Annotated in this window: 19 protein-coding genes and 1 pseudogene; 16 read left to right on the top strand and 4 right to left on the bottom strand. The window is 46.1% G+C overall.

Annotated features, from left to right (window positions below):
- Nucleotides 1–50: 50 nt before the first annotated feature.
- The 6 genes from QP794_RS02235 to QP794_RS02210 all read left to right on the top strand — a co-directional run bounded on the left by QP794_RS02235 (nt 51) and on the right by QP794_RS02210 (nt 6,611).
- Entirely contained in the window at nt 51–1,004 is a 954-nt protein-coding gene (locus QP794_RS02235; RefSeq protein WP_285075194.1) for a 4-hydroxy-3-methylbut-2-enyl diphosphate reductase, read from the top strand.
- A gap of 230 nt (nt 1,005–1,234) precedes the next feature.
- Nucleotides 1,235–2,299 (top strand): 3-deoxy-7-phosphoheptulonate synthase, encoded by a 1,065-nt coding sequence (gene aroF / locus QP794_RS02230; RefSeq protein ID WP_024629041.1) that lies wholly within the window; start codon nt 1,235–1,237, stop codon nt 2,297–2,299.
- 414 nt (nt 2,300–2,713) lie between these two features.
- Complete coding sequence (gene glnA / locus QP794_RS02225) at nt 2,714–4,138, top strand: type I glutamate--ammonia ligase (protein ID WP_063564243.1); 1,425 nt, start codon at nt 2,714–2,716, stop codon at nt 4,136–4,138.
- 357 nt (nt 4,139–4,495) lie between these two features.
- A complete protein-coding gene (serC, locus tag QP794_RS02220; RefSeq protein ID WP_285074719.1) occupies nt 4,496–5,584 on the top strand; it encodes a 3-phosphoserine/phosphohydroxythreonine transaminase in 1,089 nt (362 codons plus the stop codon).
- Between the two features lie 137 nt (nt 5,585–5,721).
- Nucleotides 5,722–6,186, top strand: a complete 465-nt coding sequence (trmL, locus tag QP794_RS02215) for a tRNA (uridine(34)/cytosine(34)/5-carboxymethylaminomethyluridine(34)-2'-O)-methyltransferase TrmL (protein WP_285074718.1) — start codon at nt 5,722–5,724, stop codon at nt 6,184–6,186.
- Between the two features lie 170 nt (nt 6,187–6,356).
- Nucleotides 6,357–6,611, top strand: a complete 255-nt coding sequence (locus tag QP794_RS02210; protein ID WP_024629045.1) for an AbrB/MazE/SpoVT family DNA-binding domain-containing protein — start codon at nt 6,357–6,359, stop codon at nt 6,609–6,611.
- Nucleotides 6,612–6,713: 102 nt separating this feature from the next.
- On the opposite strand, the gene QP794_RS02205 is transcribed toward QP794_RS02210, so the two are convergent.
- Entirely contained in the window at nt 6,714–7,181 is a 468-nt protein-coding gene (locus QP794_RS02205) for a GNAT family N-acetyltransferase (RefSeq protein WP_285074717.1), read from the bottom strand.
- A complete protein-coding gene (locus QP794_RS02200) occupies nt 7,142–8,059 on the bottom strand; it encodes a serine hydrolase domain-containing protein (RefSeq protein ID WP_285074716.1) in 918 nt (305 codons plus the stop codon). The genes QP794_RS02205 and QP794_RS02200 overlap by 40 nt, the downstream gene beginning before the upstream one ends.
- A gap of 465 nt (nt 8,060–8,524) precedes the next feature.
- On the opposite strand from QP794_RS02200, the gene QP794_RS02195 reads away from it, so the two are divergent.
- From QP794_RS02195 to QP794_RS02165, 7 genes are all read left to right on the top strand, one after another.
- Nucleotides 8,525–9,289: an alpha/beta hydrolase gene (locus QP794_RS02195; protein WP_285074715.1), complete on the top strand. Its 765-nt coding sequence runs from the start codon at nt 8,525–8,527 to the stop codon at nt 9,287–9,289.
- Between the two features lie 11 nt (nt 9,290–9,300).
- Complete coding sequence (locus tag QP794_RS02190) at nt 9,301–10,260, top strand: ABC transporter permease (protein WP_024629049.1); 960 nt, start codon at nt 9,301–9,303, stop codon at nt 10,258–10,260.
- An 18-nt stretch (nt 10,261–10,278) separates the two neighbouring features.
- Complete coding sequence (locus QP794_RS02185; protein WP_024629050.1) at nt 10,279–11,181, top strand: carbohydrate ABC transporter permease; 903 nt, start codon at nt 10,279–10,281, stop codon at nt 11,179–11,181.
- Between the two features lie 54 nt (nt 11,182–11,235).
- Nucleotides 11,236–12,834: a type 2 periplasmic-binding domain-containing protein gene (locus QP794_RS02180; RefSeq protein WP_024629051.1), complete on the top strand. Its 1,599-nt coding sequence runs from the start codon at nt 11,236–11,238 to the stop codon at nt 12,832–12,834.
- Nucleotides 12,835–12,968: 134 nt separating this feature from the next.
- Nucleotides 12,969–15,134 (top strand): beta-glucosidase BglX, encoded by a 2,166-nt coding sequence (bglX, locus tag QP794_RS02175; protein WP_285074714.1) that lies wholly within the window; start codon nt 12,969–12,971, stop codon nt 15,132–15,134.
- A gap of 47 nt (nt 15,135–15,181) precedes the next feature.
- Nucleotides 15,182–18,553, top strand: a complete 3,372-nt coding sequence (locus tag QP794_RS02170; protein ID WP_285074713.1) for a GH36-type glycosyl hydrolase domain-containing protein — start codon at nt 15,182–15,184, stop codon at nt 18,551–18,553.
- 100 nt (nt 18,554–18,653) lie between these two features.
- Entirely contained in the window at nt 18,654–19,670 is a 1,017-nt protein-coding gene (locus tag QP794_RS02165) for a LacI family DNA-binding transcriptional regulator (RefSeq protein ID WP_079346037.1), read from the top strand.
- A 369-nt stretch (nt 19,671–20,039) separates the two neighbouring features.
- On the opposite strand, the gene QP794_RS02160 is transcribed toward QP794_RS02165, so the two are convergent.
- Together QP794_RS02160 and QP794_RS02155 are read right to left on the bottom strand one after the other, a co-directional pair.
- Nucleotides 20,040–21,104 carry a phosphodiester glycosidase family protein gene (locus tag QP794_RS02160; protein ID WP_285074712.1) on the bottom strand — a complete coding sequence of 355 codons (1,065 nt, stop codon included), beginning with the start codon at nt 21,102–21,104 and terminating at the stop codon, nt 20,040–20,042.
- Nucleotides 21,101–21,511: a hypothetical protein gene (locus QP794_RS02155; protein ID WP_063564256.1), complete on the bottom strand. Its 411-nt coding sequence runs from the start codon at nt 21,509–21,511 to the stop codon at nt 21,101–21,103. The genes QP794_RS02160 and QP794_RS02155 overlap by 4 nt, the downstream gene beginning before the upstream one ends.
- Before the next feature lie 441 nt (nt 21,512–21,952).
- On the opposite strand from QP794_RS02155, the pseudogene QP794_RS02150 reads away from it, so the two are divergent.
- The 3 genes and pseudogenes from QP794_RS02150 (at nt 21,953) to QP794_RS02135 (ending at nt 24,841) form a co-directional block, all read left to right on the top strand.
- A pseudogene (locus QP794_RS02150) lies at nt 21,953–22,608 on the top strand (response regulator transcription factor).
- A gap of 142 nt (nt 22,609–22,750) precedes the next feature.
- Nucleotides 22,751–23,974: an aminotransferase-like domain-containing protein gene (locus tag QP794_RS02140; protein WP_079346031.1), complete on the top strand. Its 1,224-nt coding sequence runs from the start codon at nt 22,751–22,753 to the stop codon at nt 23,972–23,974.
- Nucleotides 23,975–24,214: 240 nt separating this feature from the next.
- Entirely contained in the window at nt 24,215–24,841 is a 627-nt protein-coding gene (locus tag QP794_RS02135; RefSeq protein WP_024629059.1) for an FMN-dependent NADH-azoreductase, read from the top strand.
- Nucleotides 24,842–24,880 lie beyond the last annotated feature (39 nt).

The following is a 24,880-nucleotide window of genomic DNA, read 5'->3' as shown; positions in this document are numbered from 1 at the left end:
TGCAATTACATCGGCTATCTTTGCCGAGAGAGAAAGCGGGTGGCAACCAAGTGGAAGTACTGCGAATTTCGCCGCGGGGATATTGTTACGGAGTTGTGGATGCGATGGTGTTGGCGCGCCAGGCGGCACGCAATCTGGACCTACCACGGCCTATTTATATATTGGGTATGATTGTGCATAACCAACATGTGACGGATTCTTTTGAAGATGAGGGTATTATTACACTTGACGGTCCGAATCGGATTGATATTTTGAGCCAGGTAGAGAGTGGAACAGTGATCTTTACGGCCCATGGTGTATCTCCTGAAGTGCGCAAGATGGCACGTGATAAAGGTCTGACTACAGTGGATGCAACCTGTCCGGATGTAACAAAAACCCATGATCTGATTCGGGAGAAGACTGCTGAAGGATATGACATTATCTATATCGGGAAAAAGAATCATCCAGAGCCTGAAGGTGCTGTTGGTGTTGCACCCAATCATGTTCATCTGATCGAGAAGGAAGAGGATATTGACGGACTGAACGTACCTCCCGGCAAAATCCTTATTACGAACCAGACAACGATGAGCCAATGGGACATTAAACACATTATGAGCCGTCTTCTGGAGAAGTATCCGGGCGCTGAAATTCATAATGAGATTTGTTTGGCTACCCAAGTCCGGCAGGAAGCTGTTGCTGAACAGGCAGGGCAGGCAGATCTGGTTATCGTTGTAGGTGATCCTCGCAGTAATAACTCCAACCGGCTTGCACAAGTATCGGAGGAAATTGCGGGTGTTACGGCATATCGTGTGTCCGATGTGGCTGAGATTCAGCAGGAATGGCTGAAAGGTGTGAATAAGGTGGCGGTTACTTCAGGCGCTTCAACGCCAACACCGATCACGAAGGAAGTCATCCTGTATCTGGAGCAGTATGAACATGACAAGCCGGAAACGTGGGAAATCAAGCGTACGGTGAATATGAGCAAGCTGCTCCCTCCTGTAAGGGAAAAGACGCGTACAACGTAAACGAACATCATTATAAGAATCCTGCAGTACAGAGCCGAAATCCGGTGGCTGGCTGCTGGATTCTTTTTTTTTGAGGTGGATAAGAGCCGGCTTGACTGAAAAGGGTGAATATGTTATATTTGCTTTAGTGGTTAAAAGCTTAAAAGCGAACAAGCGTTTAAGTGAAGAAGAGTTTTGGGGATTAAATCAGACGCTAAGGCGCTCTCATACAAGGAAGGATGGGAATTATAATGATCGTTATTGCAGGTAAAGCTACTCCGGAGGAACATATTCAGGATATCGTTGCTACAATTGAAAAGGAGGGACTTCAGGTTCATATCTCTCGCGGAGAGGACCGAACTATCATTGGTCTGATAGGTAAAGTAGAACCGAAAATGGCTGAGCATCTCCGCCAAATGAAAGGTGTAGAGAATGTCGTCAAGATTTCGAAGTCCTACAAATTGGCAAGCCGTGACTTCCATCCGGAGGATACCGTAATTTCCATCAAAGGTGTAGATATTGGCGGGAAAGAACTCGTCGTTATGGGTGGACCTTGTGCAGTTGAATCAGCCGCACAGATTGATGAGATTGCCGGCTTGGTTAAGGCTGCTGGTGGGCAGGTGCTGCGCGGTGGTGCATTTAAGCCACGTACAGGGCCATACAGCTTCCAGGGAACGGGTGTTGAAGGTCTGATCATGATGGCAGAAGCAGGTAAGAAGCATGATCTGTTGACCATTACAGAAGTCATGACACCTGAATATGTGGATATTTGTGCCGAGTATGCAGATATTCTGCAAGTAGGTACACGTAACATGCAAAACTTCGATTTGCTGCGCAAATTGGGTGAGTGTGGCAAACCGGTATTGTTGAAACGTGGTTTCAGTGCAACTTATGATGAACTGTTGAATGCAGCTGAATACATTCTTGCGGGTGGCAACCCGAATGTAATGCTGTGTGAGCGCGGTATTCGTACATTCGAATCCTACACACGCAATACGCTTGATCTGTCGGCTATCCCTGTACTCCAGTCGCTCAGCCATCTGCCGGTCATTTCGGACCCAAGCCATGGTACTGGTCGCCGTGAACTGGTTGAACCGATGACGAAGGCGTCTGTTGCTGCTGGTGCTAACGGTCTAATTATCGAAATGCATACAGATCCGGATAACTCTATGACGGGTGACGGCGTGCAGTCTCTGTTCCCTGACCAATTTGCCAACCTGCTTCAGGATCTGGAGAAATTGGCACCAATCGTCGGTAAAACATTCAACACAGCCAAACAACCGGCGGAGTTCTTTCCGGCACGAGTGGGCGTATAACTAATCTTCATCGTATAGGTAATATATATCATCCGGGCATCTGTCCTGACTCCGTTCAATGAAAATGGGGCTAGGACAAAATGTCCGGTTTTTATGTTATTTGGAGCTTTGAACGCATTTATTAATCATAGGTGATAAGAAACATTTATGATGTAATGTTATTTCCATAATTTAGGTTAATTATAGCCTTGCTTTACCGCATTAAACTAGTTAAATGTGGTTAATATACGTTGTTAAGTGAAATTCATAGGTTTATAAAATGTGAGCATAGCTTACATACTCGCAAAAAATACCTTACATAAGTATTGACGATGTCACATTTGAGATTTTATAATGACGACAGAAAAAAATTCGAATATGGACATTTTCTTAGCGGGGTTGTTTAATGTTCGGAATATTTGGGAGGACGAATACATGTCGGTTGAAAACGTATTGAAATCAATTCAAGAGAACAACATCGAGTGGGTAGATTTTCGTTTTGTAGATTTATCCGGTCGTGCGCACCACATCTCGTTACCAGCTTCGGCAGTTGACGCAGACACTTTTGTAAATGGAGTAGCCTTTGATGGTTCTTCTATTCAAGGTTTCCGCGGAATTGAAGAGTCCGATATGGTTATGATTCCAGACCCTGAAGCGACTTTTGTCGATCCGTTCACAGCACACCCTACATTGAATGTTATGTGTGATATTTTCACTCCGGATGGCGAGCGTTATGAGCGTGACCCACGCGGTATCGCAGTCAAAGCGGAAGAGTTCCTGAAAGAAAGCGGAGTAGGTACAGCAGCATTCTTCGCACCTGAATCCGAATTCTTCATCTTCGACGATGTACGTTATGAGAGCGGCACGAACAGCTCTTCCTATTTCGTAGATTCCGAAGAAGCTTCATGGAACACCAACCGTAAGGAAGACGGCGGTAACCTTGGCTTCAAAGTTCGCACTAAAGGCGGATATGTTCCTGTAGCTCCAGTGGATACACAACAAGATATTCGTAGTGAAATGTGTCGTATTTTGGAAGAAGCCGGCCTGTCGATCGAGCGTCATCACCACGAAGTGGCGACAGCAGGTCAAGCCGAAATCAACTTCCGTTTTGATACGTTGAAGAAAACAGCAGATAACCTGCTTGTATACAAATACATCGTGCATAACACTGCACGTCAATATGGTAAAGTAGCAACATTCATGCCAAAACCACTGTTTGGTGACAATGGTAGCGGAATGCACGTTCACCAATCCATCTTCGATGGCGATTCCCCATTGTTCTATGACAAAGCGGGATATGCTAACCTGAGTGAAATGGCTCTGCACTACATCGGAGGGATTTTGTACCACGCACCAGCTCTGATTGCTTTGACTAACCCTAGTACGAACTCTTTCAAACGTCTCGTACCTGGTTATGAAGCACCGGTTAACCTGGTTTATTCCAAAGGTAATCGTTCGGCAGCCGTACGTATTCCGGTTGCAGCGGTGACACCGAAAGGTTGTCGGATCGAGTTCCGTACACCGGACTCCACAGCTAACCCTTACCTGGCGTTCGCTGCAATGCTGATGGCGGGTCTGGATGGTATCAAACGTAAAATCAACCCAACTGAGCTTGGATATGGTCCGCTCGACAAAAACATCTATGATTTGTCTGATGCAGACAAAGAAAATATCCGCAGTGTGCCAGCTTCTCTGGAAGAAGCGCTTGACGCTCTGGCAGCGGACAACGAATTCTTGACTGAAGGCGGCGTCTTCACAAAAGAATTCATTGAAAACTATATCAACCTCAAACGTGACGAAGCGAAAGCAGTAGCAATCCGCATTCATCCGCATGAGTACAGCCTCTACTTCGACTGCTAATCCGGTCGGAACAGAAACTGTTCCCAATGTAAAGCCTCCGGGACTCGCTCTCGGAGGCTTTTCCTTGAAACAAACGATGTAGTGCATTAACTTTGCAGGGTGATAAAGGAATTTGATAACCCTGATTCGCAGGTTCGGTGCTTATTGCCCTTGAAGCAGATAGGGAATACTGATATCATAGCGATAATATTCACTTTGTAGAGCATTTTGCATAAATCCATAGAGCGACTTCCAATAAGTAAGATATAGATCGAAATGATTCAATTCGTCTATATCTTATACCCGTGAGCGATTCTAATCGAATTATGCAAAATGCTGTTCATATGTCAGCTACGGATGGAAAGGGCGGGGGATTTTGTGACAAAGAGAGCGTATAATTTTAATGCAGGACCTGCGGCGTTGCCACTTGAGGTATTGGAGCGTGCTCAGGCAGAATTTGTTGATTTTCGTAACACGGGAATGTCGATTATGGAGATGTCACACCGTGGGGCAGTGTACGAATCTGTACATAATGAAGCTCAGGAGCGTTTGTTGTCTCTGCTAGGCAATCCCAAAGGATATAAGGTTCTTTTCTTGCAAGGCGGAGCCAGCACTCAGTTCGCCATGCTGCCGATGAACCTGCTCGGAGAAGGGCAGACAGCCAGTTACGTCATGACAGGCAGCTGGGCCAAGAAGGCGCTGTCTGAGGCGAAACTGATTGGGGAGACACAGGTCGCTGCATCTTCCGAAGTGGATAAATATATGAAATTACCGGATGTGTCGAATCTTAGTTTACCGGATCGCACAGCTTATGTTCATTTGACGTCTAACGAAACGATTGAGGGGACACAATTCAAGGCATTCCCGGATACCGGTTCAGTTCCACTTATTGCCGACATGTCGAGTGACATTTTCTGCAAACCGTTTGATCTGAATCAATTCGGTATGATCTATGCAGGTGCACAGAAGAACCTGGGTCCATCAGGGATTACGGTTGTTATTGCCCGTGAAGAACTGGTGAGTGAATCTCCTAAAACGATTCCGACTATGCTCCGTTATAGTACACATGTGGACAACAATTCTCTCTATAATACACCTCCGTCCTTCTCCGTATACATGGTGAATGAGGTTCTGAAGTGGATTGAGGAACAAGGTGGATTAGCTGGAATTGAACAGAAGAACGTGAAAAAAGCAGAATTGCTCTATAATACTATCGATTCCTCCGGAGACTTCTACCGTGGTTGTGTAGATCCGGCAGATCGTTCCCTGATGAATGTGACCTTCCGTCTGGCTAATGAGGATTTGGAGAAACAGTTTATCAAGGCTTCGGAGCAAGAGGGTTTTGTTGGTCTGAAAGGGCATCGCAGTGTGGGTGGCCTGCGTGCTTCCATTTATAATGCTGCACCATATGAAAGTGTTAAGGCACTTACGGACTTTATGAGCCACTTTCAGAAGACTAATGGATAAATAATTGGCGGGGAGTTGTGAATTTCTAGCATTCACACCTACGTTTTACCAGAGCCTTCCACATTGACGTGTGGAGGGCTTTTCTTTAAGATTAGAGAATTGTCGTTTACATGAAATGAAAAGGAGATTGAACACATATGGCTTTACATATCGTTCTGGTTGAACCGGAGATTCCGGCAAATACGGGCAATATTTCTCGTACATGTGCGGCTACAGGTGCACATTTGCATCTCGTGCGTCCACTCGGATTCCGTACGGATGATGCCACACTGAAACGCGCGGGTCTGGATTACTGGCATGCCGTTCATATCGAATATCATGATTCGTTTGCCGAGGTTCAGGAACAGTATCCTGAAGGTCGTTTTTTCTACGCAACCACGAAGGCGAAAAACCGCTATAGTGATTTTGAGTTTCAGGATGGAGATTTTCTGGTATTTGGTAAGGAGACAAAAGGTCTTCCTCCAGAATTAATTGCGGCTAATCCCGATACTTGTATGAAAATGCCAATGTCAGGTGATGTCCGATCATTGAATTTGTCAAACTCAGCAGCAATCATTGTGTATGAGGCATTGCGTCAACTGAATTTCCCGGGTCTTGATTGATCCAATTCGTGTATAAGTGAGGGTTAGAATTCGCTAAAAAAACATTTTTCAAAAAAAAGGACAAAAAATGTTTATTTCCAGCAGGATTCGACAAAATCTTGGCGAATTAATAAACATAGTACAAATGTACCTAGAAATTTAGAGTAAGATAGGAGAGGTGTGCCGTAGCTATGAAGCCAGCTGGAGTCGTTCGCAAAGTTGACCAATTGGGTAGGATCGTATTGCCTAAATCTTTGCGTAAAAGGTATCAAATGAATGAGGGAGACCCTGTAGAGATCTTAGTACAAGGGGACCATATCATTCTGGAGAGATACCGTCCAAAATGTATTTTTTGTGGATCAATGGAAGAAGTCAATGAGTTCAAAGAGCGTTACATATGCGCACAATGTTTAGATGAAATGACCCAGCTTCCACAGCACGGGTAAGTAAAATAAAAAGTATCATGGCCTCCTGAAGGTCATGATACTTTTTTGTGTGGAAAAAAATATGGCCATCCACTTCCATCATACATTATGAAGCTAATGGGATTAAGCTCTTGTGTCATACTCCATCACCCAATATTTTTCTCCGGGTTTACCTTCTTCAATGACTTTTTTCCAACCCTGTCGTTCGTAAAAACCAATTGCTTTATGATTGTCAGACACACATTTCAATCGAACGGGCTGCTGCATGAGTGAAATCGACGCATCAAGTAAGCGTGAACCTGTCCCCCCGCCCATAAAACCGGGATGGATAAACAGAAGGTGGATAAAATGATCAGGGAGGTACAGCGATGCGAAACCGAGAATCTGTCCATCTTCCTGTTCAGCCACGATAATATGCTCATCCACAGTATCTGCGTCAAAATCTTGAAGGGACATGTGCTCCGGATTTGTCCAGTGAAAGCGGGCGCGACGTGACTCCAGATAAATGTTTCTTAACTCCGGGTAATCTGTAACAACAGCTGTTCGAATATTTAAATATTCCCCTCCAGAATAGGTAATATATCTGACCATACATTGTCAAGAATGGCTTGCATATTTTGTTCATCACTATTGATGGCAACGACCGACTTCAGCGCGGGCAGAACAACGCATAGCTGACCATTGGCGCCATCAGCACGGTAAGCGTTATGGGAACATCTCCAGAATTGATATCCATAACCTTGTCCCCAATCACCGTCTCCCGGTGTAGGGATCTGTTGTGCCGTCGCCAAGCGAATCCATTCCGCAGGAATGAGCTGTTTGCCGTTCCAGTAACCCTCCTGAAGCAATAATTGACCGAATCTGCCTAATTCCTCGTTGGTTAGCTGCAAGCCTGCACAACCCAAGGTAATGCCCAAGGGAGAAGTTTCCCACTCTACATTCGAAATACCCAGTGGCTCGAATAGCCGGGGAATCAGATAGTCCTTAACCGTTTGACCAGAAGCAGCCTGAAACATGGCGGAGATCATAAACGTATCTGCACTGCTATATGTAAACGTTTCACCAGGAACTCTGTTCAAAGGAAGGGACATGTAATATTTCGCCCAATCTTTCTCAGGAAGGGTGGCTCGCTCTTCAGCCCATAACACGGGGACATCATGCCCCGAGGACATCCGCAGCAAATCGTACAGGGTGAGATCCGCAGGGGGGAAGGCCGTTAAATGTGAAGCAGGAGTTGGTGATGTGAAATAGTCACCGAGTCTGGATTCAAGTGTAAGCGTGCCTTCATCCAATGCCAATCCAATCGCCATACAGGTAAATGATTTGCTGACGGAATGCTGTAAGCGGCGCATATCACGGGTACGATCCCAGGCTCCGATGGTAATCCCTTTCTGCAATACCCGAACAGAATGTACGTTTAACTGCTGTTCATTAATATGATGAACAAAAGAATCTATAATTCTCGACATCGTAACATCCTTTCTAAAAAAAGAAGAATTTTTACTATTGGTGAAACGTTTCCGCAATTTGGCTCAAAAATTAGAAGTTATGTTAATACAAACGGGGTTCAATGTCAATGAGAATGTGCAAACGGTTACTTAAAGGATATTGTTGCATAATAGAAGTGCCTTTTGATGCAAATTTTATTACGAAAAATCAGTTTTTCGAGAAAAAAGCGCGAAATTTGTAAAAAGGTTATTGACAGGGTTTGCACTTCGGGATTATGATTTATTCGAAACGATTCGAAGAAATCGCTTCCACGTAAAAAGTGTTGTAATCAAGTCCAAGTAAATCAACGTTGGCTATGTTTTGAAACGATTCGAGAAAATCGTTTCGATAACCGAGCGAAATACGGGGGAATCACTGGAAGTTGCAACAAAAAGGCAGAGAAACAGAAGTTTACAGACAGCAGCCGACGATGAAAGGGGTTACATATGGCGCATATAACGATCGAAACCGGATCGCCTACATTATGCATGAATACAAGCATACATGTAGTGTCCAGTGACTCCGGAGACACTTCAGGCGGTACGCTATATTTGCTGCATGGGGCAGGCGATAATGCAAGTACATGGCAACGTTTGACTACAATTGAAATGTACGCAGAGCAATATGGCTGTACCATCATTATGCCGGAAGCGAACCGAAGCTATTACACCGATATGGAATACGGCCTGAATTACTTCCATTACATCACTCAGGAGCTGCCTGAATTCTGCAGGCGTCAGCTCAATCTCAATACAGACCCGGCCAAGACTTACGTCGCCGGTCTATCCATGGGTGGGTACGGTGCATTGAAATGTGCACTGACATATCCCGAGAGGTACCGCAAGGCGGTGTCCTTATCCGGTGTAACTGATATCCAGACCCGGCTTCATGACCCGGAGATGCCATCAGGCATGATCAAGGAAATGAAAGCGGTTTTTGGGGAACGGTTACAGGTGAAACCCGATCAGGACCTGTACGCACTGTCTGCCAAGCTGTTGAAGCAAGGTGGAAATTTACCGGATATTCTGAGTTGTTGTGGTGACATTGATCCGTTTGTGGATATGAACCGCAAATTCGCAGCATACATGCAGGAAACGAATTTTGAGTTTCGGTATGTAGAGACACCGGGCACCCATGAATGGAAATTCTGGGAGCACCACCTGAGAACCATGTTTGATTTTCTGTATAACGACAAGACCAAAGTAGAGTGAGGAGATGCAATTTGAAACCTGCAGCCGAAGGACCTAGCAAAAAGCTGAAGGGAAACTTGAAAGGCAATTCGCTTTGGAGTGAAATCTGGAAGCACAGAATGACGTACACCCTGCTTATTCCAGGACTCGTCTGGCTGATCCTGTTTGCCTACATGCCAATGGGTGGCCTGTCTCTTGCCTTTAAAGACTACAAGGCGAATCTGGGGATTTGGGGAAGCCCATGGAGCGGATTTGAGAATTTCACATACGTTTTCCGGGACCCAACCTTTATTGACGCAGTATGGCGGACGCTGTACATCAACATTCTGAAACTGATTATTCAGTTCCCGTTCCCAATCATTCTGGCCCTGTTGCTGAATGAGTTGCGGATGCGCAGAGGGAAAAAGTGGTTCCAGACGGTTCTTACGTTCCCTCACTTCCTTTCATGGATCATCGTATCCGGGGTAGTCATCAACGTCCTGGCTTATGACGGACTGGTAAACAGCGCACTTGGTTTGCTTGGATTGCCAACCATTAACTTCTTGGGTTCCGAGTCCAACTTTGTACCGATGCTGCTGTTGACGGATATTTGGAAATCAAGCGGATGGGGTGCGATTATCTTCCTGGCTGCCATTTCCGGTATTGATCAGGATCAGTATGAATCGGCACAGATTGACGGCGCTTCCCGTATGCAGCAGATGTTCAAGATTACATTGCCAAACATTCTTCCGACAATTACTGTCATGTTCATTCTGTCGGTTGGTGGCTTGATGTCATCCGGTTTCGACCAGATCTTCAACTTGGCGAATGCCGCAACCAAAAATGTATCGGAAGTATTGGATGTATACATCTATCGGATTACGTTCCAGTCTTCAACGGACTTCTCATTCTCGACGGCGGTCAGCTTGTTCCGTTCCCTCGTGAATATGGTCTTGCTGCTTCTCGCAGACAGATTTGCCAAGTGGCTTGGCGGAGACGGTTTGTTCCGATAAGAGAGGAGGAAAAATGAAATGAGCAAGAGAGCTAACAAAAAACCGAGAATTGGTACAGAAAAAATGACATTTCTCGATTACATTATTTTCGCCATTTTACTTGTGCTTGCCCTGATGATTCTGATTCCGTTCTGGAATGTCATCATGATCTCGTTCGCAACACAAAAAGAATATGCAGACAATCCATTTTTGATGTTCCCTAAAGAATGGACATTGGATTCCTATAAGGCGTTGTTCGCTGACGGAACGATTCTGTCGGGGTACAAAAATACCATTATTTTGCTAGTCATCGGCTTGCCACTCAGCTTGTTCCTGACAACAAGCATGGCATATGGTCTTAGTCGCAACAAATTTCCGTTCAAGAAATTTCTCTTTTTCCTGGTACTGTTCACCATGATCTTCAATGGTGGTATTGTACCGCTGTACCTGATCATGAAATCACTTCACCTTACAGGTACGCTGTGGTCCGTTATCCTGGCGGGAAGCTTTAGTGCATTCAACATGATTCTGATGATGAACTACTTCTATACCTTGCCTGAATCGCTGATGGAGTCGGCGAGACTGGATGGAGCAGGGGAGTGGAGAATTCTGTTCTCGGTAGTTCTGCCACTAGCTACACCAATTATGGCTACCATCACGTTGTTCTACGGTGTGGCGTACTGGAACAGTTGGTATGATGCGATGATATTCCTGCGAAAAGCGGATCAGTTGCCGCTCCAGAATGTACTCAGAAACATTATCGTCACATCCCAGACGAACGCATCCAATGCATCCAGTGTGGATGCTGCCCAAGCAAGCAATTTCTCAATGGGTATGAAGATGGCGGCCGTATTTGTCACTATGGTACCAATTATGTGTTTCTTCCCAATGCTGCAAAAACACTTTGCCAAAGGGGTATTAACAGGGGCTATCAAGACCTGATTATACGTATAGGATTTTTGCATTAAAATTCTACTAAAAACATGGGGGTAAAACATGAAAACGAACAAAAAGTTGTCAGTAAGAGCTCTCTTTGCCATCACGCTTAGTGTAGTTATGCTGATGGTGACCGCTTGTTCCAGCCAAGGAGCTTCAGGTGGTAACGAAAAAGATGCAGAGGGAAATTACAAAGACAACCTGACCATCTCTGTAGCTAACCTGACAGAAATTAAAAACGGGAACTTGGATAATGATTTCCACAAGTTCTGGACAGACAAATTCAATGTAACATGGGATTACAACTATATCGATTGGGATTCATGGGGCGAGAAGCTTCGTCTGTGGATCAACTCTGGCGATTTGCCGGATGTAGCCGTATGGAACTACGTGCATGGTGATGCCATGAACAGTATTGATCAAGGCCTGTTCTACAAATTCCCGGACGACTGGAAAGAACGCTGGCCTAACGTGGCAGCAGCCTACAAGTTGACCGGTCTTGGAGACAAGCTGGAAGAACTGACAGGTGGAACATACGTCCTGCCAAGACCAATCTATTTCGAGAACAAACCTGCTGACCCATTGACGAACCAAATTGGTGTCATTGCGCTTCGTAAAGACTGGGCTGAAGCGGTTGGTTTCGAACTGAAAGATGCATATACAACAACTGAATTGAATGAATATGCTGAGCTTGTGAAAGAAAAAGATCCAGGCAAAGTGGGCAACAAACTTGTACCTCTGTCCTACAATGCGGCAGATGCCATGACGAACATCATTATGCCGAACAGTGTACATGCCATGACCGACTCTCCGTTCTATAAGGGAGAAGATGGCCAGTTCCACTGGGGACCAGCAGATCCTGAGACGCTGACAGGACTTAAATTGATGCAAAAAGCTTACAAAGATGGCTTGCTCAATCCTGAGTTCTATACATGGAAAAACAATGAAGGTCAAAACAACTTCAAAGTAACAGGTACAGCTGCAGTAACAAGTCTGGGCGGACTGGCTTCGTACAGACAAGGTCTGGATTCCGATATGAGAAAGAATCTGGGTGTAGATAGTGATGATCTGGTACACACAGCAATCGTATTGGGTGATGATGGGAAATACCGCAACATGGAGCAAGCCAACTTCTGGTCTGCATTGATCTTCAATCCGAACATCAGTGACGAGAAATTCGAACGGATCATGGATCTGATTGACTACTCGACTACCAAAGAAGGACAACTGCTGATCAACATGGGCTTTGAAGGAAAAGATTGGAAATATGATGAAAACAATGAACTGGTTAGCTTGCTGCCAGAAGGAACTGTTCTGGAAGACAAATACCCAGCACGTTTCGAAGGTCTCTATCTTCTGGGCGACGACTTCAGTGTTGTAAACCCTGCAATCAAAAAGGATTATCGTGAAAGAGCTGTGAAGCTGTTCGAGGAAAAAGCAAAACTCGGTACAGAAGGTCAATCACTCGCAACATACGACTGGGATGTCAACCTGTACGATTCCAAAGCTAAAAGTCAGGCTTCATTCGACTACCAGAATGAGTATGCCAACTTGATCCTCAAAAATGGAGATCTGGAAGCGAACTGGAAAGAATGGGTAAACAGCAAAATGTCCCTGGTTCAACCTTATCTGGATGAACTGAACAAAGAATTCAAGTAATCATTCAGTAGTTAGCAAGATGGGATATGACAGGTGTGTTCTGTCGGTCCCATTCAATCGAACCCGGTGCGCGGTCTCTCCCCGAACGCAGCCGGGTTCTTTCTTTCAACAACATGCAGTGGAGGATAATGTCTATGAATAACGAGCAGTTGCTAGACCTTGTAAAACAGATGACCCTGGAAGAGAAAACAGCCCAGCTGCTTCAGCTGACCGCTAACTTTTATGAAGGAACCAATGTCGAAGGTCAGATCACAGGTCCAATGGAAGAGATGGGAATCACAGAGCAGTCCGTGGATGCCAGTGGCTCCATTCTGGGATTATCCGGTGCACAGGCCATCATTGATGTGCAGCAAGCTTACCTGAAAAAAAGCCGTCTCGGCATTCCGCTTTTGTTCATAGCGGACGTTGTGCATGGTTTTAAAACCATTTTTCCTATCCCGCTAGCGATTGGGTGTTCATGGGACACCGAATTGGCTGAGAAAAGTGCTGAGATTGCAGCACGCGAATCCGCCGTATCTGGACTACATGTCACTTTTGCGCCGATGGTCGATCTCGTTCGTGATCCGCGCTGGGGTCGTGTAATGGAGTCAACAGGCGAAGATCCTTATTTGAACAGTCTGTTCTCTGCGGCATTTGTACGTGGATATCAAGGCGACAGTTTGAAGGATGAGCCGGATCGCTTGGCAGCTTGTGTAAAACACTTTGCAGCCTACGGGGCAGCAGAAGGTGGTCGTGATTACAATACGGTCGATATGTCTGAGCGTCATTTGCGCGAGCACAATTTACCGGCTTACAAGGCGGCACTGGATGCAGGCGTAGAGATGGTTATGGCTTCGTTCAATACGGTAGAGGGCATTCCAGCCAGTGGAAATGAGAAACTGATGCGAGACATTTTGCGTGACGAGTGGGGCTTTGATGGTGTATTGATCTCGGATTGGGCTTCCATTCGCGAGATGATTGCTCATGGTGCAGCTGAAGATGACCGTGAAGCCGCATATCGCGCCATTCGTGCAGGCGTGGACATCGAGATGATGACACCTTGTTATGTTCATCATTTGCCGGAGTTGATTAAGAACGGAGAAGTGGAGGAAACGCTCATTGATGAAGCGGTACTTCGTATTCTGCAGCTGAAAGAAAAGCTGGGCTTGTTCGACAATCCACTTCGTGCAGCAGATCCGGAGCGTGAGCGCGAGATTGTGTTCTCCAAGGAACATCGTCAGGTATCGTACGAGCTCGCAACCAAATCGGCTGTATTGTTGAAAAACGATAATCACGTTCTTCCGCTGAAGCCGGAAGCCAATGTAGCGTTAATTGGACCTTTTGCTCAAAGTGAAGACATTCTCGGATGGTGGTCCTGTGAAGGCGTCAAAGCGGATGCCGTTAAGCTCGGAACTGCTCTAAAGGAACGTCTTACTGCTGGAAAAGTTCATATGGCTCAAGGCAGCAACGTTCACACCATTACCGCTGAACAGATTGCTGAAGCGCTTGAAGCTGCAAGCAAAGCCGATCTGATCGTGCTTGCACTTGGCGAAGATTCCGAAATGAGTGGTGAAGGTGGATCGCGTACAGATATTCGTTTGCCAGCAGCTCAACTGGAATTGGTTAAGCAGCTCAAAGCAGCGGGTAAACCAATCGCCAGCGTTATTTTCAACGGTCGTCCGCTGGACCTGCATGGTGTATTCGAAGAATCCGATGCGGTGCTTGAAGCGTGGTTCCCGGGAAGTGAGGGTGGAGCGGCCATTGCAGATGTATTGACAGGTGTGGTGAATCCATCTGCGCGCCTGACGATGTCCTTCCCGCAATCTGTAGGTCAGATACCGGTATATTACAATCATTTTAATACAGGACGTCCACTCAATCCGCAAAAGACGGAAGAGCGTTATGTTTCCAAATATATTGATAGTCCGAATGATCCGCTGCTTCCGTTTGGCTACGGCTTGTCATACACCTCGTTTGAGTATGGTGACCTGGAAGTTTCACGCACTGAAATGACTGCTGATCAACCTCTGACGATCCAAGTGCGTGTAACCAATGCTGGCGAGCGTGCTGGTGTTGAGACGATTCAGTTGTACGTACGTGATGTGACTGGTGAAGTTGTACGTCCAATGCGGGAACTGAAAGGGTATGTTAAGCTGTCACTCGCACCGGGTGAAAGTGGTACAGCTACATTTACATTAAACGAAGAACAGCTTCGTTATCATCATTCCGATTTGAGTCATCGCAGTGATAAAGGAACCTTCCGCATTTTCGTAGGGCCAAATAGCCGCGATACATTGGAGAGTACGTTCAAGCTGGTGTAATTGGATATAGCTCTTATCGATGAATGAAGGAGGATATAAATAGATATATGAAAACCATGAATAAATCTCAAATCAACGTACAATCCGGTGAGCTGTGCTTTACGTTCTGGGAAAGCGGTAATTTGTTCAAGGCCGTAAGTGGAACAACGATGATTAATCAGTGGATGAGTAGTCCGGTGGATGGCTCCATGAACAATCTGTACTTGCGTTTTCACAGTGAATCCGGTATCCGTTTTGTTCCGATGCTTGGCCTTCACTCGGATAGTCAGGTGAGCACCGACGGCAGTCGTATGGTATGGACAGGAACCGCTGAGGGCGTAGGTTATCAGGTTGTTTTTGCTCCAACAGCACAAGGTGTATGGTTCTGGGATGTAACTGTAAACGGTAATGGGGAAGAGGTCGACGTGGTCTATGGCCAGGATGTCGGCAATGCGGATCCAGGTGCCGTACGCAGCAATGAAGCTTACTTGTCGCAATACATTGACCATACCGTGTTTGAGGATGCGAAGCTTGGATATATCGTAGCTTCACGGCAGAATCAGCCACAGGGCGGTGCTTTTCCTTATCTTCAACAGGGCTCATTAACCCGTGCAGTAGGTTATTCCACAGATGGATTTCAGTTCTTTGGCCTGAGTTACAAGGAAACGAATGTCCCTGAAAGCTTGGGTAAACCGACACTTGCGAATGAAGTGTATCAGTATGAATTTGCGTATACAGCCCTGCAGTCCGAAAAAGTCGTATTGGGTGGCGAAGCTCGCTTTGTATTCTATGGGCTCTTCCAGGCCAATCACACTGAAGCGGTGAAGGAGCTTGAATATCAGGATGTTGTCCAACAGGCCTGGGATGAGTATGAAGCGAAGCGTCAAGAGAATGTAAAGACAGGACAGACTGTATCCAACGTATTTCCAAAAGTATCTCTCCATCCGGTAATAGGGGAGCCTTTGCAGGTCTTATCAATGACCGAAGAAGAAGTGAATTCCCGCTTCCCGGCTGCGAAGAGACATCAGGAAGAGCGTGCGGATGGTGAGTTGCTGGCTTTCTTTACAGATACGTATGAGCATATTGTGCTCAAGGCAAAGGAAATGCTCGTGGAGCGTCCGCATGGTCATATTCTGATGAGTGGTAACAATGTGAAGCTGGGTCAGAAAGTAATCACTACGTCTTCCTATATGTATGGTATTTTCAATTCTCACGTGGTTGTGGGTAATACCAACTTTAATAAAATGATGAGCAATGCACGTAGTGCACTTAATATCCCGAAATCATCCGGTCAACGGATCTACGTCGAGGTTGAGGGGGAATTCCATCTGCTCACGATGCCTTCTCTGTTCGAAATGGGCTTCAACTATGTTCGCTGGTATTACAAAACAGCTGAGGATACGCTGATCATCACGAATTATACAACATTAGATACGCCTGAAGTACATCTTCATGTCAAGTCGGAAAAAGGAGTAGCTTATCGCTACCTGATTACTAATCAGATTACGATGAATGTGAATGAATATGAACTGCCTGTTCATGTTACCGAGCAGAATGGTGAACTGAGCTTCAAGGCAGATCGCAGTTCCCTCAGTGCAGAAGTATATCCGAATCTGGAGTACCGCATGCGGGTAAACGGAGCACAAATGAAGGTTGGCGATGAGACTGAACTGGCCAGTGGAGTAAACGCAGGCGATGCATCACTGACAACTTTACAGCTGGACAGCAGTGCTGAATGGACATTGACCATTCAAGGTCTGTTGGAAGGTGGACAGACTGCATCATCGACACGCAAATTTGAAGAGGAAGTGGCCGCCTATCGGACCTTCTATGCAGAAGTGATGAACGGGTTCCATTTATCCCAGCCTCAAAAGCAAGGAGCAGACGAGTTGTTCAAAGTTAATGCTCTTGCATGGTGGTACACCCACAATATGCTGGTGCATTACTCTGTTCCACATGGATTAGAGCAATATGGCGGCGCAGCTTGGGGAACACGGGATGTCTGCCAAGGGCCGGTCGAATACTTTATGGCTACACAAAAGTACGAGCAGGTCCGTGATATTCTGAAGACAGTGTACTCGCATCAGTATGAAGATGATGGCAACTGGCCGCAATGGTTCATGTTCGATCGGTATTTCAAGGTTCAGCAGGAAGAAAGCCATGGTGACATTATTGTCTGGCCTCTTAAAGTGCTAAGTGATTATCTGATTGCCACCAAAGATTATTCCATTTTGAATGAAGAAGTACCTTATACGGTAAAACATGGTTTTGACTTTACGGATCAGACAGCCAGCGTGCTTGAACATGCCCAGAAAGAACTGGAGTATATCCGCAGCCATTTCCTGCATGATACATTCCTTTCCTCATACGGAGATGGTGACTGGGACGATACATTACAGCCTGCCAATGCTCAATTGAAGCAATATATGGTCAGCAGCTGGACGGTTGCGCTCACTTATCAAACGTTGAAGCAGCTTTCCAGAGCACTTGTGCCTGTGAAGCCGGAGCTTTCTTCCGAATTAAGTGACATGGCAGCGGGTGTGAAAAGGGAATTCAGCAAGTACATGCTGGATACCGATGTGATTCCAGGCTTTGTATATATGGAAGATCCGGCACAAGCGAAGCGTATGCTTCATCCGGATGACAGCGAGACAGGCATTCAGTATCGTTTGCTGCCTATGACACGCAGCATGATTGCGGAGTTGCTGGAACCTGAGCAAGCCCAATCCCATTATGAACTGATCAAGGACAAGCTGTACTGCCCCGATGGCGTCCGATTGATGAATCGTCCAGCACAGTATGATGGCGGCGTCAGCACTCATTTCAAACGTGCAGAGCAGGCATCCAACTTCGGACGTGAAGTGGGCCTGCAATACGTTCATGCTCACATCCGCTATATTGAAGCCATGGCGAAGCTGGGCAACCCGGATGAGGTCTGGAATGGCCTTGGCATGATCAATCCAGTGGGTATTCAGGAAGCTGTTCCTAACGCAGATCTACGCCAAAGTAATGCCTACTTCAGCAGCTCTGACGGTAAATTCAATAACCGTTATGCGGCGCAGGAGCAGTTCGACAAGCTTCGCACCGGCGAAGTACAGGTGAAGGGCGGCTGGAGGATCTACTCCAGTGGACCGGGAATCTATATGAATCAGCTCATTTCGAACGCCCTAGGCATTCGTCAGGAGGAAGAAGACCTGATTCTTGACCCTGTGCTGCCTGTTAGCTTGGATGGTATGCATTTTGATTTCCAATTTGCCGGTAAAAAAGTAACCTTCGTCTATCATCTCAGCGGAGAGGCTGTTCAACGTATTGTGCTGAACGGCAAGGGACTGGATGCAACAAGGCTTCAGCAACCTTATCGTCTCGGCGGCCTGCGTGTTCCACGCACGGCTCTTGAACAGAGCCTGAGCGAGAATAATGTGATTGAGATTTACAGTTAATCCTGTAAACAATAGTCCATTTTAACGATTATAAAATATTTAAGATGTCAGGTCCTCCGATTTCGGTGGGCCTGATGAACATAACAGGGGAGCGAAGAATGTGGTCAGTATCAAGGATATCGCCAAACAGGCGGGAGTTTCGATCTCTACCGTGTCATATGCTCTAAATGGCAGCAACAAAGTGACAGATGAGACCCGTTCCAAAATTTTGGCTATCGCCAAAGAGCTGAACTATGTTCCCAATGCTGCTGCGAGAACATTGAAGAAGAGAGAATCCAAAATTTTGGGCGTATTTCTGACGGATTTTAGCGGGGATGTATATGGAGACTTGCTCAGTGGTATGAAGTCTGTATGTAACGCGCAAGGTTACGACCTGATTGTGTGCAGCGGCAAACAATCTCACCGAATGCTTCCAGAGCGGATGATTGATGGTGCTGTCATTCTGGATCATACATTTGCGAGCAAGGAACTGTTGCAATATGCAGACAGAGGGCACAAGATTGTCGTTCTTGACCGGGAGCTGGATCACCCGAACATTAATCAGGTTTTGCTGGATAACAAGGCAGGAGCGACCCTTGCGATGGAGCATTTGATTGAACAGGGGCATACGAAGATCTATGTCGTGACAGGTCCGGAAGGTTCATTTGACTCGGCTCAGCGGTTGAAGGCTGTGAGTCAGGTATCGGAGCGGGAAGCGAATGTGGAATGGATTGAAATCACCGGAGATTTCGAGAAGAGTGGCGGAGAACGTGCAGCTGAACGTATCATTCAGGAGTACACTCAACCGGTTGGAGTGTTTTGTCTCAATGACGAAATGGCCATTGGGATGTGTGATCGGCTCGCTGACAGTGAGTTAAACATTGGTCAGGATATTGATATTATCGGATTTGATAATATTGAACTTAGCAAATATGTGCAGCCAAGACTGGTCACGATTGATTATTCCAAACGAAAATGGGGCGCACTGGCCGCTGAACAATTAATTAAGATTATTGCCGGAGAGCCTGTCGATCATGAGCGCATTTACGTGACACTGGTGGAGGGTGGATCGGTAAACAGCCAGGTTCAGTCCGATCAGGATGGACACACCCGGAGTGAAAAGGCGGTTAGCTATTGACGATGCTGCCCCTTCTTCATTCCATGGATGATGTGTTAAACGTCGACTGTGCAGCAAGAGACAAGGCTTAGAAGAATTGCATATTCTTTTAAGCCTTGTCTCTTGTTTGGATTGTTTTTTAATTATTATTTTTATTTAATTTGGGGTTGTCTCCAATTAAAAAACCTCTCACGAGGAGAGGCTTGGCCCTTAAAGGCCCTTGGTCTTGTCATTGTTGTAGGATGAAGTGAGAATGCCTGTAATGAAGAGCGTCAATACGATAGCAATAATCCAAAATGTCAGCGAAAATGACATACACTTGGCACCTCCTGCACAATTCATTTACTTCTATTATAACCATTATAGGAAGAAAAGGAATGCTTCACACCATCATTTGTAAAATAAAAAGTGAGTAGGTACCGGTCTGAGGCTGCCATCCGAAGGATTATTCACAACCCGGTTATTCACGATGAGAGAGGACGATCCGCCGCCATCCAGATTATAGGCATCCACGATGCCAAGCTTGTACATTCGTCCTTGCAGCTCTTCCAGAGTAGCTCCTGAGCTACCTCCTTCGTTGTAACCATCAACCACGATAATCAACAATTGATCGTCCTTGTAGTTTCCGATTACGGTGCGTGGAGCCCGCTTGGGTGATACTTTCCATTTGGCCGGAATGGCAATCTTTTGTCCATTCTGCAAGAGCACAGGTACAAATGTGGCTCCGAATTGCGGTTGTAGGCGATCCAGGGAACTTTTGTCGAAAAATTTACCGCCAACCAGCTTACCTGTATCATTGAGACCTACAAAAAACAGATCCTTAAAGCTGGCTTGAAAACCATTCACATACTTGCCGTCCATAACGGTTGTGCTCAGCGGATAGCGTTTGCCGCCGCTGTCGGCGAATCCGCCTGCATTAATGCCAGCAATGGCACCATGGCGCTTAACCGCCTGCATCGTTGTCTCAGAACGCCCAGGCTCGCTGTCCAGAGCCATCTTCATGGCTGTGGGATCTTTGAGCTTAATTTTCATCGCATAGCCCTTATAGGGACCTGGGTTGACCCTATACAGTTCAATCGTAAGCCGATCACTGTCAATCCGTTCAAACGGGACGCCCAGCTTGGAGGAGATTCGCTGATTATAGATCGTTTCCGGGCGAGCGGCTTGAACTGTTGCCTTCTGTACTATCGCAGACATCGTACTCGTCGTCTGATTGTACAATTGCGTTGTTCTTTTAATAGAAGAAGAAGTCTGAACAGCAGCTTCTTTTGCCCCTGCAAGCTCCTGGCTAACCGCCTGGGTCCGGGGTGTAACGGTCTCTTCAGTTAGACCGGAATCAATGAAGTCTCCGGGTTCAATCGGAGGACGAAACAGCAGCATGCATAATATCAATCCAACAAAAGGAGCAAGTGCAAGCATAAATAAACGATTAACCGTTTTTACGGGTGTAATCATTTGAGCAGGTCCATCTTTTTCTGGAGTGTTTCCAGTTGTTTTTTGACTTCGCTCAGCTGCGTATACAATTTGTTGCTGTTGTCGGTCTTATCGTTTGCATTATCCTTGGTGAAAGTCAGCAATTCATTAAAGGACTGCACCTGGCCCTGCAGGTCCGCTACTTCCTTGGATATCGTTGTTAGCTGCTTTTCGTAGTCGGCTTTGAGTGCTGCAATCTGCTGTTGATTATGGGTCTGAAGCTGATTAATCATCTGTTGCTGGAGGTGGTTACTATAATAGTAGGTTCCGAGTACTCCAAGTGCAATGAGAACAATCCACATGACCAGAAACAGCTTGACTGAAGATCCGGCCTTACCTTTGGCGCTCCGGGTGTGATGGATGTCAGAGGGTTGGACAGAAGGTTTCATATCATCACTCCTGGTTATTTATAGGTACAAAAATTTTTCCAGTCCTCATTCTATCACGCCCCTATTGATTACGCAAAAATGAAATTCTTTGAGTAATAGGATAAAAAGAGATTGCATCGGAAGGAAGTCCTAGGATACAATTTCTTATAGATGCAATAAGTAGGAACTTTGGGCAAGTTTTTCGACTTTTTTAGATAGAAATGCAGGAAATTTATACTATATTTTGATCTTTCTTCGCTCGGGAAGACAAAAGTTCTGATGTGTCGACAGCAAAATACAGTAGAAATAGAGCTGTTCTTGCAGCTGTATCAAGTGTTTTTCTATTTTTCGACATAATCCGACTTTTACTTCTTCTATACACGGACTGTCGCAAGGATAGAGTCATCATCATGGCTGATGGTAGAAAAGGAATTTGTCCAATACATAACAGGGGGAACAACAATGAAAAAAGTATGGCAGGTGGTCATCGTAGATATCCACCCCACCAGCATGCTGGGTACGAAATTGATTTTGGAAGAACAACAGGATTTGTTGGTACGGGGGATGACTTCGACCGGGTCCGAAGGCCTTGACCTGGTGAACATTCACCAGCCCGATCTGATTTTGATGGATTATCGGCTTCCTGAGGGCCAGGCGGATCAGTATATTGCCCAGATGAAAAATCTGTCGGCACATAGTCACATCATCATTCTAACGGACGAGGATAATGTAAAATTATTTCGTCATCTGATCAGTCTTGGTGCTAGTGGTATGCTATCCAAACAGGCTTCCCCTAGCCAGCTGATTCATCTGATTTCCGGGCTGCGTGAGGGATGTGTATCCATTCCATATCCTGGTTGGCCAGTGCGGAGTGGGCCCAGCCCGTCGAGACTCCGGCCGAAGAACTTATTGTTGAATTAACAGAAACCGAAACTTTTATTATGGAAAGAATTGTTCAGGGCGTAACCTATGATAAAATAGCCAGTGAGATTAATGTTAGCAGACGTTCGATTGATAATTACCTGCGTAAAATATACGTGAAGCTGGATGTAAGCAGCAGGGCACAGGCGATTGAACGTTACGCTTTATATGCGAGGCAGACCAAAACCGTATCCTGACGAGCATGGTTCCATGAATCTCTATGTACGATGACTCGTCAAGTGCCCGGTTTGGTCATATTCAGTGTCCAACAGGAATAGGTTGTAGGGGCTACGGACTGCGAGCACAGTTCGGATTTAGGGATGAAAGGGGAACGGACCGATGAAATATTTCTTCGCCTCCCGTACAAACAGGCTTTTGACATCACCGCTAAGGGACATTCGTGAGATGTCTGGCCGGGAGTATTTCATTTCTTTGGCAGAAGAACTGCCTGCAGAGGAGCTGTTTCCATTCAAACTGCTGGAAGAAGCAGCGGTGTCTGTATTTAGTTCCGGACCCTCCGCGTTGCAGTATGGCGAGCCGGCAGGGTACAGACCGTTGAGAGAATGGCTGGACAACGATTGGAATGCACGTAAGGGCATCCGGACAGTACCAGAGCAGATTCTATTGACCACAGGTACTCAGCAGGCCATCGATCTTGTGATGCGTTTATTACTTGAACCTGGAGATTCCGTACTGGTTGAGCATCCTACCTCTCCGGGTTGTCTCGAGGTTCTGGAGATGCAGGGTGCCAAAATCGTACCCGTCACAGGTGATGAGGATGGCATTTTGCCTGACCTTTTGGAGCATCACATGCAGCAGGTGAGACCGAAGCTGCTTTTTGCTGCACCCAGTTTTTCCAATCCAACTGGCGTGCTGTGGAGCATGGAACGGCGTGAGGCTGTGCTTGATCTCTGCACACGCTATGGCGTACTGCTTGTGGAGGATGATTCCTATGGCGAACTTCATTTCGATGGATTGGAGCCGGGAGACTTCTACCGGAAGTATCCTTCCCTCTTTGCGCTGGATACAGCGGATCAGGGTGGACATGTTCTCTATATTGGTTCGTTTAGCAAAACCGTAGCACCCGCCCTGCGTACAGGTTGGGCTGCCGGACATCCGGCTCTGATCCAGGCTATGGCCTCGGTGAAGCGAATAGCAGATGGACAGTCCAGCCCAATGAATCAGCGGTTATTGTATCAACTGCTTGCTCATTCTCCTTTTAAATGGAGCGATCATCTGTCCATGCTGAACCGGGAATACAAGACCAGACTCAAGCTTATGCTCGAATTATTGAAGCGTCCGGGCTGGAAGGGGAGCCAGTACAGCATTCCTGAAGGGGGGATGTATCTGTGGGTTAAGTTGCCGGATGGATTGGACAGCGGAGCTCTGCTCAAAGCTGCTCTGTTAAAAGGTGTATCCTTTCTTCCAGGCTCTCTGTGCTCCACTGGTGAGCAGGATCATCGGTACATCCGACTGAACTTCAGCCATCCTGGCCGGGATGAATTGCTGCTTGGCATGAATCTAATTAGTGAGTCCATCACAGAGTTTACAGCCCGGAGCTAAACCGGATATAGGAAAAGATAGAATGTATGGTCAAATTCGCGCCTGGGACCTGAGCCAGCAGAAGTTCCAGGCAGTGAATTTGGAAGCAAATGTGTTACCCCCAAAGTAATTACGTTATTGCATCCACTAACATTTTTATATATAATATGTATTAATGAGTTGTTGTTTTCTTTATATAAGCTGCATTCAGTGCAAGTTCAGGAGAAGCACTCATATATTTTAACTAACGGGGGAACGAACATGTCTAACATTTTATTTGTCAAAGCAAACGACCGTCCTGCAGATCAAGCAGTCAGCGTACAATTGTACGATGCATTTCTGAGCGCATACAAAGAATCCCACCCAGGTGACACAGTTACCGAACTGGATCTCTACAATACAGATCTTCCATACTACGGCAACACTGTAATTACTGGTGGCTACAAAGCAGCTAACGGTATCGAAGCAACACCAGAAGAGCAAAAAGCGGCTGCACTGGCTGCACAATTGCAAGATCAATTTTTGGCAGCAGACAAAGTGGTATTTGCGTTCCCGCTGTGGAACTTCACTGTTCCAGCACCACTGGTGAACTACATTTCCTACCTGAGCCAAGCTGGTAAAATGTTCAAATACACTGCTGAAGGCCCTGTAGGTCTGGTAGGCGACAAAAAAGTGGCATTGCTGAACGCGCGTGGCGGAGTTTACTCCGTAGAGCCTATGGCATCCGCTGAAATGTCCGTAAAATATGTAACCAACGTACTGAACTTCTGGGGTATCCAAAACCCTGAACTGGTTATCGTTGAAGGTCACAATGCTTCACCTGATCGTTCCCAGGACATCGTGGCAGCAGGTCTGAAATTGGCTTCTGAAGTAGCAGCAAGCTTCTAATTGCAATTATATATAGAAACACGAGAAAGCCTGTTATCT

Origin of the sequence: Paenibacillus sp. UMB7766-LJ446 (assembly GCF_030226665.1) — a bacterium.
GTDB lineage: Bacteria > Bacillota > Bacilli > Paenibacillales > Paenibacillaceae > Paenibacillus > Paenibacillus vandeheii.
The sequence above is the reverse complement of the archived record's forward strand: the minus strand, read 5'-3'. Positions and strand labels throughout refer to the sequence as shown.